This is a genomic window from Bradyrhizobium sp. 61, from assembly GCF_023073075.1.
GTDB lineage: Bacteria > Pseudomonadota > Alphaproteobacteria > Rhizobiales > Xanthobacteraceae > Bradyrhizobium > Bradyrhizobium barranii.
In genome coordinates this window covers 167,278-184,140 of record NZ_JADPIU010000084.1, presented here as the reverse complement: position 1 = coordinate 184,140, position 16,863 = coordinate 167,278, and the positions used below count along the sequence as shown (strand labels likewise).

Here is a 16,863-nt window from a genome sequence, read left to right as displayed (position 1 = left end):
GATGCCGCTGCCGCCCTTCTGGTTCGCTGACCTGCAGCTCAGGTCGGTCGCAGCGCCTTGGAATTGAGGTCGAGATCGTTGACCTCCTTGTTCCGCTCGGAATCGGCCGCCGCGCGGTGGTCGGTTGCCAGCACGACGTAGACTGCGGGCAGCACGAACAGCGTGAACAGCGTACCGATCGACATGCCGGCGACCACCACGAGGCCGATCGAGAAGCGGCTGGCCGCGCCCGCGCCGGACGCAGTCAGGAGCGGGATCAGGCCGGTCACCATCGCGGCCGTGGTCATCAGGATCGGCCGCAGACGAATGCGGGCCGACATCTCGATGGCCGAGCGGCGGTCGAGCCGCTCGTTGACCTGGAGCTCGTTGGCGAACTCCACCATCAGGATGCCGTGCTTGGTGATCAGGCCGACCAGGGTCAGCAGACCGACCTGGGTGTAGATGTTCATGGTCGCCATGCCAAAGAACAGCGGGATCAGCGCACCCACGATCGCCATCGGCACCGAGATCATGATCACGAACGGGTCACGCAGGCTCTCGAACTGCGCCGCCAGCACCAGGAAGATGATGATCAACGCAAAACCGAAGGTGATCGCAAGCTGGTTGCCCTCCTGCACGTATTGCCTGGAGTCCGCGAGATAATCGTGGCTGAAGCCGGCCGGCAGCTTCTTGGCCTCGCCTTCGAGGAAGTCGACCGCCGATCCGACCGTCACGCCGGGCATCGGCACAGCCGAGAACGTCGCCGAATTGAGCTGATTGTAATGCGTCAGCGAATTCGGATCAGTCTTGGTCCTGACCGAGACCACGGTCGACAGCGGGAGCTGCTGGCCCGTGTTGGTCGTCACATAATAGCCGCCGAGCGATTCCGGCGAGAGCCGGCTGCTGCGCGGCACCTGTGGGATCACCTGGTAGGACCGGCCCTCCAGATTGAAGCGGTTGATGTAGTTGCCACCGAGCAGCACCGCGAGCGTAGAGCCGAGGTTCTGCATGTTAACGCCGAGATCCTGCGCCTTGGTGCGGTCGATCGTGACCTCCACGTTCGGCTGGTTGTAGGCGAGGTCGCTGTCGGAGACGATGAACATGCCGCTCTTGCGCGCGGCGTCCTTCAGCTTCTCCATCTGCTCATAGACCGTCTGGAAGCCCGCGGTGGAATTGATCACCATCTGAACCGGCAGACCGCCGGGGCCACCCGGCAACGGCGGCAGGTTGAACGCGAAAGCCTGCACGCCCTCGATCTTGGAAAGCTCGGCCTGCACCAGCGGCTTCAACTGGATCGACGAGCGCTTGCGCTCGTCCCACGACTTCAGCAGCATGCCGGCGATGCCGCCCTGCGGGCCGTTGATGCCGTTCAGCACGAAGCGCAGATCGGTTTCGGGGAACTTCTGGAATTTCTCGTCGAGCTTCTCGCCGTAGAAATCGACATAGTCGATGTTGGCGTATTTCGGCGCCTTGGTCACCGCGAACACGATGCCCTGGTCCTCCTCAGGCGCCAGCTCCTTCGAGGTGTGCATGTAGAGGAAGCCGACCAGCCCGAGGATCGTCACCGCGAACAGACCGGTGATCGCCTTGTAATCGAGCGAGCGGTCGAGCCTGCGCCCATACCAGCGCGTCAAAGCGCCGAACACCTTGTTGACCAGCTTGGCGAAGCGGCCCTCTTCGGTATTCTTGAGCAGAATAGAGCACATCATCGGCGACAGCGTCAGCGCGATCACACCTGACACGATCACCGAGCCCGCGAGCGTGAAGGCGAATTCGCGGAACAGCGAACCGGTCAGGCCGCCGAGGAAGCCGATCGGCGCGTACACCGCCGCGAGCGTGATGGTCATGGAGATGACCGGCCCAACGATTTCGCGCGCGCCTTCCAGCGCCGACTGAACCGGCGTCTTCCCCTCCTCCAGATGGCGATGGATGTTCTCCACCACGACAATGGCGTCGTCGACCACGAGGCCGATCGCGAGCACCATCGCGAGCAGGGTCAGAAGGTTGAAGCTGAAACCCAACGCCAGCATCAAGGTGCAGACGCCGATCATCGACAGCGGAATGGTGACGACGGGAATGATGACCGAACGGAGCGAGGCCAGGAACAGGAAGATGACCACGATCACGATGATCACGGCTTCACCCAGCGTCTTCTCCACCTCGTCGATCGAAGACTGGATGAACTTGGTCGAGTCGTAGGCAACCTTCATCTTCATCGACGGCGGAAGATTGCGCTCGAGTTCGGGGAACAGCGCGCGCACGCCCTTGACCAGCGTCAGCGGGTTGCCCTGCGGCGTCGCGTTCACGCCAATGAAGATCGCATGCTCGCCATTGAAGGCGACGCTGGCATCCGTGCTTTGGGCGGCGAGCTCGACTGTGGCGATGTCCTCCATCCGCACAAAGCCGCCGTCCTTGGCCTTGACGATCATCTTCCTGAACTGGTTGACGTCAGTCAGGCTGGTGTTCGTCGAGATGTTGGAAACGATCAGATAGCCCTTGGTCTGCCCCGCTGCGGACTGGAAGTTGTTGGCGGCGATCGCGGCGGCGACATCGGCCGGCGACACGTTGCGGCCGGCCATCTTCATGGGATCGAGCCACAGCCGCATCGCAAAGGTCTGGCCGCCCAGAATGTCGGCCGAGGCCACGCCGTCGACCGTCGACAGCACCGGCTGCACCACACGCGTCAGATAGTCTGATATCGCCGAGCCCGATAGCTCTTCGGAGGAGAAGCCGAGATACATCACGGCCGTGGTCTGGCCGGTGGTCTTGGTGACGATCGGGTCGTTGGATTCCTTTGGAATCAGGTACTTGACCGAGTTGGTCTTGGCGAGCACCTCGGTGAGCGCCTGGTTCGGATCGAAGTTCAGCTTGATGTAGACCTGGATCGTCGAGGTGCCGAGCACCGAGGACGAGGTCATGTAGTCGACGCCTTCGGCCGAGGCGACCGCCTGCTCGATCGGCGTCGTGATGAAGCCCTGGATCAGGTCTGCGGACGCGCCGGGATAGACGGTCGTGATGTTGATGACCGTGTTCGACAGCTTCGGATATTGCCGGATCGGCAGCACCATTGCCGCGCGCAGGCCGATCAGCAGGATCAGCAGACTGACGACGACCGACAGGACCGGTCGCTTGATGAAAATATCGGTAAAGCGCATCGCGGCGATCTCGATTTCTTTGTCTCAAGAAAAGTGACCCGGCGAGGCCGGATCACCTGGATGTATTGGATCAGTAGCGCGGCGGCTGCGCCGGGATCTGCGGCGCCGGATCGGTCGAGATCGCAACTGGGGCGCCCGATTGCAGCTTGAGCTGGCCGACAGCGACGACCTTGTCGCCCACCTTCACGCCCTTGATGATTTCGACGCGACCGTCGACCCGGCTGCCGGTCTGCACGAACGTGCGCACTGCGGAGAGGCTGGTCTTGCCGTCCTCTTCCTTCTTCTCGGTGATCACGAACACGGAATCGCCGTACAGCGTGTAATCGACCGCTGTTTCCGGCACGGTGATCACGGCCGGCTTCGCCGGCAGCACCACCGTCGTGGTCACGAACATGCCCGGCTTCAGGATCTTCTCCGGATTGGCGACCGTCGCCTGCACGCGGATGTTGCGGGTGTCGGCCGCGACCTGCGGCTCGATCGTGGTGATCTTGGCATCGAAGGTGCGGCCGGGGTAGGCGTCGACCTTGAGCCGGACCGGCTGGCCGACCTTGAGGTTCCCCGAGTCCTTTTCGGTCACCGTGAAGTTGGCCCACAGCTCCGACAGATCGGTCAGCGAGACGATCGCCGTGCCGGCCGTCAGGTACTGGCCGACTTCGACCTTGCGGACGCCGAGATCGCCGGAGAACGGCGCACGCACCAGCTTCTGCGAGATCACCGCCTCGGTCTTGGCGATGCCGGCCAGCGCCTGATCGTAGGCAGCCTGCGCGTTATCGACGGTCGCCTGCGGGCCGAACTGGCGCGATGCCAGCTGCTTGGCGCGGTCGAGCGAGAGCTGTGCGACGGTTGCCTGCGCCTTGTAGTTGGCGAGGTCGCCCTGCTCCGGCATGTCGAAGAACTGCACCAGTGGCGTGCCGGAATCGACATGTGTACCCGGCTCGAACTTGATCTCGGTGACGCGGCCGTTGACGTCGGCGCTGACGTCGACCTGGTGCACGGCGGCAAGGCCACCGACTGCGGTGAGCAGGTTCGGCACCACCTCGGACTTCGCCTCGGCCGCGCTGACCGCGGTCGGCGGCGGCTTGTTGTTGGCGAAGAACTGCTTGATCATCTGGCCGCGGAAGTAATTGAACCAGACGAGGCCGCCAACGAGCACGCCCAGGAGCGTGCCGACGATGATGAACCACAGCACCGGCCTAACCGGACGCTTGGGAGCCTTGGTGTCGATCGGTTCGCCCGAAATCTTGTGTTCGGTTACGATGTTCATGTCATGCGCTTTCTGCAATCGCCGTCTTGCCCGCATCCGCGGCCTGATCGCGGCCCAAATGCGAAGCAATTGCGGCGTCGTTAAGTCCGATACCCCTCAGGAGAAACTCACAGAGCTGCCGCTCCAGATCGTTCGCCTTGCCGTAGACGAGGCAGGGCGTGGCCGGCAGCCTGGTCAGCGCAGCCATCATCACCGAATGATGCGCGAACCAGAACAGGTTGAGCGGATCGCCGCTGAATGGCCGTGCGTCGCCGGCGGCAACCGTACGCTCGAGCGAGGCGAGGAAGACCGCCCCGATCAGCTTCTCGATCTTGGCATATAGCAGACGGGCGAATTCGCCGTCATCCAGATGGCTGGTGGCCATCAGTCGCAGGCGCTGCGCCTCCTCCTGATCGGGCCCGTCGGCGATGTGGAGGAAATGCTGGACCATGCCGCGGATCAACTCGACCAGCGTGGCCGTCGAGGGCTCCCGCTCGAGTAGGTCCGTCAGTGCCGGATCGGCTTCGCACTCGTCGCTGAGGATCTCGGCGTAGAGCGCCGCCTTGGACGGAAAATGCTTGAACAGCAGCGCCTCGGAAATGGCCGCGGCGGCCGCCACGCTCTTGGTCGTGGTGCCGGTATAGCCGTGTCGGGCAAAGCAGCGTTTTGCGGCACCGAGGATCAATTGACGCCTCAGGTCGCTCGTCATTCGCAGTGAGCTCATGTTAGTGAGTAAGCACTCACCCACGCAAAAGTCAAGCAGAATGCTGCGGCGCAACCTATGTGGGTACAAACTTGTTGGAAAATGGCCACACTTCCCCGCCCGGAGGGCCCGGGACGTAGCTCAGGACTGAGCCAAGCGGGGCTAGATCGGCTGGAAGCCGAGATCGCCACGGATCCGGTTGACGATGTAAGTCCCGTCCCGGACTGGGAGAATCCGTTCCAGGCTGGCGCTGTCGATCTTCACATTGGCAAATCGCGGCCCCGCCGAGACGTCGTGGACGGCTTTGGCGTAGGCCTCGACCTCGGCCATGGTCGAGATCGCGCGGGAGTCCCCGATGCCGCAGGCCCTGGCGACGCCGACGAGGTCGGCAGCCGCGGAGGTGTGGCTGGTCTGACCGCCGGTCTCGCCATAGGCCTCGTTGTCGAGCACCACGATCGAGAGGTTGGACGGCTTCTGCAGGCCGATGGTGGCAAGGCTCCCCATCCCCATCAGCATCTCGCCGTCGCCGGTGATGACCAGCACCGGCAGTTTTGGTTGCGCCAGCGCCAGGCCAAGCCCGATCATCGCCGCGCCGCCCATGCCGCCCCAGAGGTAGAAGTTGCGCGCGTGGTCGCCGGCGGCACACATGTCGTTGGTGGAGGCCCCGAGGCCGCCGATCGCAACCACGTCCTTGCGGTTCGCAAGCAGGGTGGACACCACCTGGCGGCGGTCGAGGAGATTGGCCTTGCTCATTTGGTGAAAACCTTGGCGCCGATCAGGCGCTGCGACAGCAGGACGGCGGTGGGCGTGAGCGCGTTGTAGGCTTGCGCTGCGGCCGCCTCCAGCACGGCCGGCACCTCGGCCGCATTGGACGCGCGCAGCACCTGGACGCCCGAGAGTTCGAACACGCCCTGCGTGGTCGATCCCATCGGCACCTGCCATGGATTGAACTCGCCCCACTCGCCGCGCATGGTCACGAGCGTGAGGAACGGAAAGCGCAGGATCGGGATCAGTGACAGCATGTTGATGCAATTGCCGACCCCGCTCGACTGCATCAGAAGCACGCCGCGTTGTCCGCCCGTCCAGGCCCCGGCCAGGAGCGCGACGCCCTCCTCCTCCGTCGTCAGCGGAATGCCGCGCATCGTGGATGAGGCCAGCACGCGCTGGATCAGCTTCGAATGGCCGGCATCTGGCACGTAAGGCACCTGCCGGACGTCGAAGCGTTGCAATGTCGCGAAAATATCGTCGGGCCAATTCGGGGCCGTGTCAGCAGCGTCAGCGCGGGCGTGCATTTTCCTGTCCGGTCGGCTTGCAAATCACGACACGACTGTAGACGGTGAGCCGAGCCGCTCGAAAGAGCGAAAACAGCATATCGGTCTCAACCGGCGAGTATGGCGGCGATGAACGCAAGTGCGAAAGAACTGGCGGCCAATTTCGATCTGGAGAAGCTGACACCCGAATTCTACGACGATCCCTACCCGACTTATCGTGCACTGCGGGAAAACGAGCCGGTCAAGCGCCTCCCGAACGGCACTGTGTTCCTGACCCGCTATGACGATCTCGTCACCACCTACAAAAACACAAAGTCGTTCAGTTCGGACAAGAAGCGCGAGTTCGCGCCGAAATACGGCGACACCCCGCTTTACGAGCACCACACCACGAGCCTCGTCTTCAACGACCCGCCCGCCCACACCCGCGTGCGCCGCCTGATCATGGGCGCACTGTCGCCGCGCGCGATCGCGGGGATGGAGCCTGATATCGTCAAGCTGGTCGACGGCCTGCTCGATGCCATCGCCGCCAAGGGGGCTTGCGAGCTGATCGACGACTTCGCCGCGTCGATCCCCATCGAAGTGATCGGCAATCTGCTCGACGTTCCGCACGACGAACGCGAGCCGCTGCGCGACTGGTCGCTGGCGATCCTCGGTGCACTCGAACCGGTGGTGTCGCCCGAAGTGGCTGCGCGCGGCAACAAGGCGGTGAAGGACTTCCTCGCCTATCTCGAAACCCTGGTCGCGCGCAGGCGCCAAAAGCCGGGCAATCCCGAGCGTGACGTGCTGACGCGCCTGATCCAGGGAGAAGGCAACGGCGAGGAGAACGGCGAGCGGCTGACCGAGAAGGAGCTGCTGCACAACTGCATCTTCCTGCTCAATGCCGGGCACGAGACCACCACCAATCTGATCGGCAACGGCCTCGTCGCGCTGCACCGGAATCCGGACCAGAAGCAGCGGCTGATCGAAAACTCCGACATGATCAAGACTGCAGTCGAGGAGATGCTGCGCTACGAGAGCTCGAACCAGCTCGGCAACCGCATGACGACAGAGAAGATCGAGCTCGGCGGCGTCATGCTCGACGCCGGCACGTCGGTGACGCTGTGCATCGGGGCGGCCAACCGCGATCCCGCCCAGTTTCAGGAGCCCGAACGCTTCGACATCGCACGCACGCCGAACCGGCATCTCGCCTTCGCCACCGGCGCACATCAATGCGCCGGCATGGCGCTGGCGCGGCTCGAAGGCGCGATTGCGATCTCGCGCTTCCTGGCGCGCTTCCCGAACTATGCCGTGAGCCGCCATCCGGTGCGGGGCGGGCGGGTGCGGTTCCGCGGCTTCCTGAGCGTGCCCTGCTCCATAGGTTGAGGCCAGCGGGCATCATTTCGAACGAGCCACGCATTATCTGTTAGAATGCGCAAGGCACGTGAGCTGGAATGACGAATGAGTAGTCCGCCAGTCGCTGATTTCATCTCGAGGGAGGCGCGCTTCGGCGCCCGCAATTACGAGCCGCTTGGCGTTGTCCTGTCGCGCGGCGAAGGCGTCTTCGTTTGGGACACCCAGGGCAACCGATATCTGGATTGCCTCTCCGCCTATTCGGCGGTCAACCAGGGCCATTGCCACCCGAAAATCCTGGCCGCCATGGTCGAGCAGGCCGGCCGATTGACCTTGACCTCGCGTGCATTCCACAACGACCAGCTTGCTCCCTTCTACGAGGAGATCGCGGAACTCACCGGCTCTCACAAGGTGCTGCCGATGAATAGCGGAGCCGAAGCCGTTGAGAGCGCGATCAAGTCCGTGCGCAAATGGGGCTATGAGGTGAAGGGGGTGCCCGACGGGCAAGCCGAGATCATCGTCTGCGCCAACAATTTCCATGGACGCACCCTCGGTATCGTCGGTTTCTCGACCGACACGGCCACGCGCGAACATTTCGGCCCCTTTGCGCCGGGCTTCAAAATCATTCCCTTCGGCGATCTCGCCGCGCTCGAAGACGCCATCACGCCGAACACCGTCGCCTTCCTGGTCGAACCCATCCAGGGCGAAGCCGGCGTCATCATTCCACCGGCAGGCTATTTCACCGGGGTGCGCGAGCTCTGCACGGCGCACGACGTGATGCTGATCCTCGACGAGATCCAGACTGGACTCGGCCGCACCGGCAAGCTGCTTGCGGAACAGCACGAGGGTATCGAGGCTGATGTGACGCTGCTCGGCAAAGCCTTGTCCGGCGGTTTCTATCCCGTCTCGGCCGTGCTTTCCAACAACGAGGTCCTCGGCACGCTGAAACCAGGTCAGCATGGCTCAACATTCGGTGGCAATCCGCTCGCCTGCGCGGTGGCGCGCGCGGCGCTCCGCGTTCTCGTCGAGGAAGGGATGATCGAGAACGCTGCGGTGCAAGGTGAGCGCTTCCTGAAAGGCCTCCGAAGCATCCGCGCCAACACGGTGCGCGACGTGCGCGGACGCGGGCTGATGCTGGCGGTCGAGCTCAATCCTGAAGCCGGCCGTGCGCGCCGCTACTGTGAAGCTCTGCAGACCGAAGGCATCCTCGCCAAGGATACCCACGAGCACACGATCCGCTTCGCCCCGCCGCTGGTGATTACCAGTGACCAGGTTGATTGGGCCTTGGAGAGAATCGCTGCCACCCTGACGCAGGATTTCGCCTGAGCTCTGCCTGCGTCGGAAGACCGCAAGGCCGCTGGCAGTCAACAACGAACGATTTCGCCACCTGCGCGTTGAACGGTTCCGGGCGACTGGGACGAGCGTGGAGTTGCGATCATGCTTCCGCGTGCCGTGTGCCTTTCGGCGTTTTTAGTCGGTGTGTCGATGCTCGCGGCGAGCGTCGGTGCGTCCGCCCAGGACCATCATGGTCGGGGTGGGCCGCCGGGAGCGGCTGCCCGGCCGGCAGCGCCGCCTGCGATGGCCCGACCGACGGCACCACCTGCGATGGCGCGTCCCGCCGCGCCGGCATTTCATCCCCCGGCCATGCCGCAGCGACCGGCCATGGCGCCGAATCCGACGCCTCGCATGGCCTCACCGCCGCCGCGCCCGGCCCCGCACTTCGCTGCACCACCGCCGCGAGCTGCCCCGCACGTGGCGGCACCGCGACCTGAATTCCATCGCGCGCCGGCAGCTCCGCAACGTCCGGCGATGGCACCGCGGCCGACGCTGCATATCGCCGCCCCCTCACACCCAAGCGCGCCGCCGGCCGTGAGCGAGCGGCGGGAACAGCCGCGCGAGACGCTGTCGCGCCAAGCCTCAGAACGCCAGGGCCGCATCGACCGCTTGCAACAGCGTGTGCAGACATTGCAGTCGCAAAAGCCGGAAGGCGCGGGAGCGCAACGCGAGCAGCAGCGGTTGCTGCAGTCGCAGAATAGGCTGCTGGAGCGCGAGCAGCGCGTACAACAGCGTGAGCAGCACGTCGAGCAGCGACAGCGCGAGATGCTGTCGCGCCAGACCACGGAGCGCCAGACCCGCATCGATCGCCTCCAGCAACGTGTGCAGACCTTGCAGTCGCAAAAACCTGAAGGCGCACGCGCACAACGCGCACTGCAGGCGCAAAACCGTCTGCTGCAGCACGAGCAACGGGCGCAGCAAATCGATCTGGCGCGCCAGCAGAGGCTGGGACCGCAGGCCCCCGCTGCAACAGCCGCAGCGGCTGCCGCCGCGCGCGGGCGGTTTGCCGCGCACTTCCGCGAGCGGGCGACTGCGCAAACCCAGGCGGCCCTCGTCGCCCGCCACAGCGGCTGGGCTCCCCGGAAGGCCTGGCGACACCGCCATCCCGCGGTGTTCGTGGCATGGCTTGGGCCCGTGTTCTGGCCTTACGCCTATTCCGACATTTTTGACTACACGTTCTGGTCCTATGCCTACGAGCCCGGCTATTGGGCGTACGCGTATGACAACTTCGTCGACACCGTGTTCTGGGGCGATGACGGCCCCTATTCCGCCTATGCCAGCACCAACCCGAATGACTATCCGCAAGCCGGCGGCGGCACCCGCGCGCGCCAGCGCGCCAGCGTGAGCCCGCAAACGCTGCAGCAATTGTGCGGCACACCGGACAAGGGCGTCACCGCTTGGCCGCTTGACGATATCACGCGGGCGGTGCGGCCGACGGCGGAGCAACGCGCGCTGCTCGACGCTTTGAAGACCGCGGCGGCCAACGCCGCCGGTGTGTTCAAGGACTCCTGCGCAGAGACTTATGCACTGACGCCGCCTGGCCGCTTGCGGGCGATGATGAACCGCGTCAGCGCGACACTGGATGCGGTCAAGATCGTGCGACCGGCACTGGAGACTTTCTACAACTCGCTCAGTGACGAGCAGCAGGCCCGCTTCAACGCGCTCGGCCCCAACATCGGCGACCGCTCGCCTCGGCAGCAGCAAGCCAATGCCCAGGAAGCCAGTGCCGAAGGCTGCGGCGATCCGAAGTCCGGCCTGACCCAGTTGCCGATCCAGAGGATCGAGGCTGTACTCCACCCCGCGGGCAAGCAGAAGGAAGCGCTCGACCGCCTCGGCGAAGCGACGGCGAAGGGCGTTGAGGGCCTACAGGCGGCCTGTCCGAACGATGTGCCGCTGACGCCGGTCGGACGACTGGAGGCGATGCAGCACCGGCTCGAGGCCATGCTTCAGGCCGCCAAGCTGGTCGAGCCCGCCCTGGACGAGTTCTATGCCACGCTGAGCAGCGAGCAGAAGGCGCGCTTCAACACGCTGCAACAGCTCGCAGGCCCGTGAAGGCAGCGTCGCATTCTCTCGCTGCAATTCGAGCAGCGGCCGAGCGACGCGGGGTGCCATCATCGCCCTGCTCCACAGCTCGACCAGAACACGCGTGTCCGGGCCGCTTCTCTCTGCGAGAAGTGCGGTGGCACGGAATGCAAACAACCGCCTCGTCTTGACCTCACGCGACGGAAATCGTCTTCGGTCCAGCGTCATTCGCGGTTGGGATCGCTTGAGGCCGCTCTTTCTCATCCGAGCTGATGGCGCTGCGTTGCTGGGAGTGAGCAGACAACTCAAGATCGGCCAGGTGGTCCCAGTATTCTGCTTCTGCGAGCAGCTTCCATTTGTTCATGCTGTTGTACGCGGCCTGTTGGCGGCACAGCGAACCCATCGCACGCAAGCGCTGCACTCTCTCCACTGCCTCCACTGCGAACCTCCCTTCGCGCCAGCTTGTTTACAAGCGCATTTATGTTGTCACAATTTCGCAGATTGAATTGACGAGTGATAGTCCGGTGTTTGACGGTCAATCGATGATAGCGCAATCGTCTGACTTTTCACCGACGTGAGCAGCTCCAGCCCTGAGAGCTAGTCGAGCTCTCAGCGCCGCAGCCCCTTCGGCCAGCGCTGTACGCAGGCGCGCAACAAGACTCGCGTCGAACGACGGGTTCCCAAGTCGCAGGTGCATTCATTTCAGGACTGAAATCTTAATTGTCAGCGGCCTTCCCGCGATAGTGGTTAGCTGGCGATCAGACCGGGCCGGACAAGGTTTGATCCCGAAACTATTTTGGCCCGGCACATTGGACTGCAAGACCGCCTTCGGGCGGTCTTTCCTTATCGCCGCAATAGAACAGGGCCGGGGCTGGATCACGCCGGGGCCCTCCGGCATGCCCGATCACAACAATGGCCCCGACGATTGCGCGTCGGGGCCATCCAAGATCATCAGGCGTGGGTACATCCGCCGTGCCTGCCGATCGTTGATGCCACTGATTACCGCATCCGATCTGGCGCAGACCGTGGCGAGGCTGCGGCATCGGGATGATATCATTCTGCCTGAAAGCTGACGGCTGTCCACCTCTCGTTGGTGGTACTCCAACCGGCTCGCTGAATTCGCTCGAGCCGGCCGCTTCGGCGCCGTGAAGCGGAAGGCGTGCTTCAACACGCGGCAACAAGTCGCAAGCCCGTGAGGACAGCGCGCGTGGGAACTACACCACCGCCCTGTGCCGTTCGATGCAGGTGCGCAGCACCTCGTCCATCGGCTTGCCCCACCAGTCGTTGGAGAAGATCTCGATCTCCGAATAGCCGGCAAAACCCTGCGCCTCGACCGCGGCGCGCGCCGATTGGATGTCGATGACGCCGTCGCCCATCATGCCGCGGTCGTTGAGGATGTCCCTGGTCGGCACCAGCCAGTCGCAGACATGGAACGCGAGCAGGCGATCCTTGCCGGCGCGGGCGATCTGGGCCATCAGCTCCGGATCCCACCAGATGTGATAGACGTCGAGCGCGACGCCGAGCATGCCGCTGCGGCCCGGGTCGAGCCGATCGCAGATGTCGAGCGCCTGTTTCGTCGTGTTCACGCACGCGCGGTCGGCGGCATAGGCCGGATGCAAGGGCTCGATCGCCAGCGGCAGCTTTGCCTGTCTGGCATAGTCGAGCATCTCGGCGAGAGCCTCCTCGACCTGACCGCGCGCTGCGACGATGTCCTTGGACGCCTCGCTGCCCGGCCGCGAATATTGCGGCAGGCCGCCGACGACGAGAACGATGCAGGGCGCGCCCAGCGCCTTGGCCTCATCCACGCAGCGGCGATTGTCATCGCGAACCTCGCCGCGACGCGATGCGTCCGAGGTGAACATGCCGCCACGGCAGTAGCCCGACAGCTCGAGGCCGGCCTCGCGCACCGCGCGCGCGGCGCGATCCAGACCGACGGAAGCGACCTGATCGCGCCAGGGATCGATGGCGCGGATGCCGTGCTTCGCACAGGCGTCGATGATCTCGACGAGGTCACCCTGCTTGCGCACCGTCGCCGTGTTGAGCGACAGCCAGCGATGGTCGGACGAGAAATCGCGCATCAGTCTTCCAGTCCGTGCGAGGCCAGCACGGTCTTCATCCGCCGTGTCGCCAGTTCCGGATTGGCGAGCAGGCCGGCCTGATCGGCAAGCCGGAACAGCCCGGCCAGATGCAGCATCGAGCGCGCGCTCTCCTGTCCCCCGACCATGGTGAAATGATCCTGGTGGCCGTTGAGATAGGCCATGAACACCACGCCGGTCTTGTAGAAGCGCGTCGGCGCCTTGAAGATATGACGCGACAGCGGCACCGTCGGCCCCAGCACGTCGTGGAAACCTGCTTCGTCGCCAGCCGCGAGCCGCGACAGCGCGTAGGACGCCGCCGGCGCGATGGCATCGAAGATGCCGAGCAGTGCGTGCGAAAAGCCCTGGTCGTCGCCGGCGATCAGCTCCGCGTAGTTGAAATCGTCGCCGGTGTACATCTTGATGCGCTTGTCCAGGCGCCTGCGCATGTCGATCTCGCGCTGCTTGTCGAGCAGCGAGACTTTGACGCCATCAACCTTGGCAGCGTTGTTGTTGATGATGGCCACCGCAACGTCCATCGCCTTGTCGAGGTCCTTGGTGCCCCAATATCCGGTCAGAGCGGGATCAAACATATCGCCGAGCCAGTGGATGATCACGGGCTCGCGGACCTGCGACAGCACGCGGCTATAGACCTTGGCGTAATCGTCGGCGCTGCGGCCGAGTTTTGCGAGAGCACGCGACGCCATCAGGATGATGCGGCCGCCGACCTTCTCGACGGCCGAGAGCTGCTCCTCATAGGCGCGGATCACATCGTCAAGGCTCTTGGCATCCTCGACCGCAAGATGATCCGTGCCCGCGCCGGAGAACACCAGCGCGTTGCGCCGCTTGGCGGCGCCGACCGAGCGGGTGATCAGCTCCAGCGAAGTCGGCCAGTCCAACCCCATGCCGCGCTGCGCGGTGTCCATGGCTTCGGCGACGCCGAGGCCGAGGTCCCAGACGTGCTCGCGGAAGGCGATGGTCTTGTCCCAGTCGACAGCGGCGGAGAGCCAGGGATCGTTGTCCGCAAAGGGATCGACAACCGTGTGCACGGCCGAGAACGCGATGCGGTTCAGCGGTCCCTCGAGTTTCGCTGGAAATGTTCGCGACGCCGCGAGCCGGTAGGTCTCGATCGAACGATCCGCTTTCGGCAACTTCAGCGACAATGACGACACCGGCTGGACGGGCTTGTTCATGTGTCCCTCCTCAGGCCTTGATCGGGGCGACGTCGATCCAGCGCCGCTCCTTCCAGCTCTTCAGCGCGCATTCGGCGAGCTGCACGCCCTTGACGCCTTCGAGCAGCGTGAACTTGTAGGGCGCGTCCTCGTAGACGTGGCGGATGAACATCTCCCACTGCTCCTTGAAGCCGTTGTCGTAGGTGACGTTGTCAGGCAGCTTCTGCCAGTCGCCGTAGAAGTCGTGCAGCCGCTTCTCGTCGGGATTCCACACCGGCCGGGGCGTTGCCTGCCGCGCCTGGATCATGCAATCCGACAGGCCCGCGACCGCCGAGCCGTGTGTGCCGTCGACCTGGAAGGTGACGAGGTCGTCGCGATAGACGCGCGTCACCCAGGACATGTTGATATGGGCGATGACGCCGCCCTCGAGCTGGAAGGTCGCGTAGGCGGAATCATCCGCGGTCGCCTTGTACTTCTTGCCCTGCTCGTCAAAACGCTCGGGGATGTCGGTGTTGCCGATGCAGACCACGCTCTGGACATTGCCGAACAGGTTGTCGAGCACGTAGCGCCAGTGGCAGACCATGTCGAGGATGATGCCGCCGCCGTCCTCGTCGCGGTAGTTCCAGGACGGCCGCTGCGCCTCCTGCCAACCGCCTTCGAACACCCAATAGCCAAACTCGCCGCGCACCGAGAGGATGCGGCCGAAGAAGCCGGAATCGCGCAGGAAGGCGATCTTCTTCAGGCCCGGCAGGAACAGCTTGTCCTGCACCGTGCCATGCTTGACGCCCTTTGAGTTGGCGAGCTTGACGACCTCGAGCGCCTCCTCGAAATTCGTCGCGATCGGCTTCTCGCAATAGACGTGCTTGCCGGCGTTGATGGCCTGGGTCAGAAGGCCGGGCCGCGCCTGCGTGGTCGCGGCGTCGAAGAACATGGTGTCGTTCTTGTCGGCGAGCGCCGCATCGAGGTCGGTGGTCCAGCGCGCGATGTCGTAGCGCTTGGCGAGGGCTTCGACCTTGTCGGCGCTGCGGCCAACCAGGATCGGATCGGGCATCACGCGGTCGCCGTTCTTCAGCCGGACGCCGCCCTGTTCGCGGATCGCGACGATCGAGCGGATCAGATGCTGGTTGAGACCCATGCGGCCGGTAACGCCGTTCATGATGAGGCCGAGGCGTTGGGTGGTCATACCAATTGCTCCTGAAGTGATGTTGGCTGTTCGAGCGGCCGGAGCGCCGACCAGTCCGGATGGACCGACGTCGCAAAGCCCGTTGCATGAAGCGATCCCGTCAGGAGATCGCCGTTGTGAATGGAGAGGCGGATGCCCTGCCCGGCATCGGCATAGAGATCGGGATGCGCGAGCGCGAAAGCCTGCGCTTCAGCGGTCGGCGTCTCGCCAAATCCGTCGACATAGTGATGGCCGTTGCGCTCCGCATGGGTGACGCCGATGAAGGCGCCGAGCGCGAGATCCTGCTGCACGGCAAGACCGGCCTGGCAAGTCAGGTCCTCGCCGGTCACGAAGAACCGCGCGCCGTCCACGCTCCATTTCGCCGCGCGGGTCGCGTTGACGATGGACTTGTAGAGGCCCTTGCACGACTTCGAGGAAATGCCGCAATAGCCGAGCGCACGCGCCGCCGGGAAGGCATCGTAAGAATCGTCGGCCTCGTCGATGATGAAGCCGTGCGCGGCCAGCGAGCCGAGCGGGCATTGCCGGGTGATGTCTCGCGGCATCGGCTGTTCGACATAGAGCAAGCGCGAGGCGATCGGGCGCAGCGCGGAATCACGATCAAGCCGGTCCATCAGTGCCTGTAGTGCGGCAAGATCGGCGTACTGCTCGTTCGCGTCGAGCGTCACCTTGTAGTCGCGCCCGAGCGCGTCGAGTTCCTTGCCGATCCGCGCCAGCCGTCCTGCATCGGCAGCGGGATCGCCCGACAGTTTCAGCTTGAAGTAATTGGCACCGGCGTTCTCGCGTGCATCGGCAACACCGCCCTCACCTTCGACGGTATCGTCGAGGCCCACGGTGTGCCTGATGGCAACGCGCGGCAGCGGCTTTCGGCCCGCGAGAAACTGCGCGATATCCGCTTCCTTGAGGTCCGGCGAAAGCCGCGCATCGATGCCGGCAATGTTGCCGGCCATCCCGTCGAAAAAGTTGGTCTCGCCGGCGCGGAGCAGCGCATCGAGGATTGCTTTGTCGATCTCCGCCGGGCCATAAGCGGCAGCAAGCGCCGGAATGTTCTTTTTCGCACAAGTCGCGACCTGCGCGCCGATGCACGAGGCATGCAGATCGAACGCCGTCAAAAATCCAGTCCGCGCAAGATAAAGGCCCCGCGCAATCTCCAGCGACCGGCGCAGGCCGTCGACCGTCTGCGCCGGCGATAGCTCCGGCCGCTTGTCGAACCATTTCGGCACCAGCAGCTCGGCACTGGCGCCGACCGCAGCTCCCCTGCCCTCGACCTCGATCTCGACCCGCACGAACAGCTGCGGCGTCGCGTTGATCGTGATCGCGCCGAAGCGGAACGGCCGCGCGAAATGCACGGGACGTTCGAAGAAAGCGATGTCTCGCAGCTTCAGGCGCGGCGCCATGA

At 64.4% G+C, this 16,863-nt stretch carries 14 protein-coding genes; 3 read left to right on the top strand and 11 right to left on the bottom strand.

The genetic code is table 11. The features are described from left to right. Positions 1-38: 38 nt before the first annotated feature. The 5 genes from IVB46_RS34360 to IVB46_RS34340 form a co-directional block, all read right to left on the bottom strand. Positions 39-3,134, bottom strand: coding sequence for a MexW/MexI family multidrug efflux RND transporter permease subunit (locus IVB46_RS34360; protein WP_071915899.1), 3,096 nt, complete (start codon positions 3,132-3,134; stop codon positions 39-41). Between the two features lie 70 nt (positions 3,135-3,204). Beyond that, the gene (locus tag IVB46_RS34355) at positions 3,205-4,398 is read right to left on the bottom strand and encodes an efflux RND transporter periplasmic adaptor subunit (RefSeq protein ID WP_085404398.1); all 1,194 of its coding nucleotides are present in this window, start codon (positions 4,396-4,398) and stop codon (positions 3,205-3,207) included. 1 nt (position 4,399) lies between these two features. Further along, positions 4,400-5,101: a TetR/AcrR family transcriptional regulator gene (locus tag IVB46_RS34350; protein WP_166105944.1), complete on the bottom strand. Its 702-nt coding sequence runs from the start codon at positions 5,099-5,101 to the stop codon at positions 4,400-4,402. A gap of 141 nt (positions 5,102-5,242) precedes the next feature. Beyond that, positions 5,243-5,833: a thiamine pyrophosphate-dependent enzyme gene (locus IVB46_RS34345; RefSeq protein ID WP_247307998.1), complete on the bottom strand. Its 591-nt coding sequence runs from the start codon at positions 5,831-5,833 to the stop codon at positions 5,243-5,245. After that, positions 5,830-6,372, bottom strand: a complete 543-nt coding sequence (locus IVB46_RS34340) for a hypothetical protein (RefSeq protein WP_014496966.1) — start codon at positions 6,370-6,372, stop codon at positions 5,830-5,832. The genes IVB46_RS34345 and IVB46_RS34340 overlap by 4 nt, the downstream gene beginning before the upstream one ends. Before the next feature lie 108 nt (positions 6,373-6,480). On the opposite strand from IVB46_RS34340, the gene IVB46_RS34335 reads away from it, so the two are divergent. Together IVB46_RS34335 and rocD are read left to right on the top strand one after the other, a co-directional pair. After that, positions 6,481-7,713 (top strand): cytochrome P450, encoded by a 1,233-nt coding sequence (locus IVB46_RS34335; RefSeq protein WP_247307995.1) that lies wholly within the window; start codon positions 6,481-6,483, stop codon positions 7,711-7,713. Positions 7,714-7,788: 75 nt separating this feature from the next. Further along, entirely contained in the window at positions 7,789-9,006 is a 1,218-nt protein-coding gene (gene rocD, locus IVB46_RS34330; RefSeq protein ID WP_247307992.1) for an ornithine--oxo-acid transaminase, read from the top strand. 591 nt (positions 9,007-9,597) lie between these two features. Here rocD and IVB46_RS45145 read toward each other — a convergent pair. After that, positions 9,598-10,080: a hypothetical protein gene (locus IVB46_RS45145; RefSeq protein ID WP_247307990.1), complete on the bottom strand. Its 483-nt coding sequence runs from the start codon at positions 10,078-10,080 to the stop codon at positions 9,598-9,600. A gap of 69 nt (positions 10,081-10,149) precedes the next feature. Between IVB46_RS45145 and IVB46_RS34320 the strand changes: the two genes are divergently transcribed. Then, a complete protein-coding gene (locus IVB46_RS34320) occupies positions 10,150-11,067 on the top strand; it encodes a Spy/CpxP family protein refolding chaperone (protein ID WP_247307987.1) in 918 nt (305 codons plus the stop codon). Positions 11,068-11,230: 163 nt separating this feature from the next. Here the strand turns inward: IVB46_RS34320 and IVB46_RS34315 are convergent, their stop codons facing one another. The 5 genes from IVB46_RS34315 to IVB46_RS34295 all read right to left on the bottom strand — a co-directional run bounded on the left by IVB46_RS34315 (position 11,231) and on the right by IVB46_RS34295 (position 16,861). Then, positions 11,231-11,476, bottom strand: a complete 246-nt coding sequence (locus IVB46_RS34315) for a hypothetical protein (RefSeq protein ID WP_247307984.1) — start codon at positions 11,474-11,476, stop codon at positions 11,231-11,233. A 775-nt stretch (positions 11,477-12,251) separates the two neighbouring features. Further along, positions 12,252-13,115, bottom strand: coding sequence for a sugar phosphate isomerase/epimerase family protein (locus IVB46_RS34310; protein ID WP_247307982.1), 864 nt, complete (start codon positions 13,113-13,115; stop codon positions 12,252-12,254). Beyond that, positions 13,115-14,305 (bottom strand): dihydrodipicolinate synthase family protein, encoded by a 1,191-nt coding sequence (locus tag IVB46_RS34305; RefSeq protein ID WP_247307980.1) that lies wholly within the window; start codon positions 14,303-14,305, stop codon positions 13,115-13,117. The genes IVB46_RS34310 and IVB46_RS34305 overlap by 1 nt, the downstream gene beginning before the upstream one ends. Positions 14,306-14,315: 10 nt before the next feature. Beyond that, entirely contained in the window at positions 14,316-15,467 is a 1,152-nt protein-coding gene (locus IVB46_RS34300) for a Gfo/Idh/MocA family oxidoreductase (protein WP_247344541.1), read from the bottom strand. Beyond that, entirely contained in the window at positions 15,464-16,861 is a 1,398-nt protein-coding gene (locus IVB46_RS34295) for a hypothetical protein (RefSeq protein ID WP_247307971.1), read from the bottom strand. The genes IVB46_RS34300 and IVB46_RS34295 overlap by 4 nt, the downstream gene beginning before the upstream one ends. Positions 16,862-16,863: the final 2 nt, after the last annotated feature.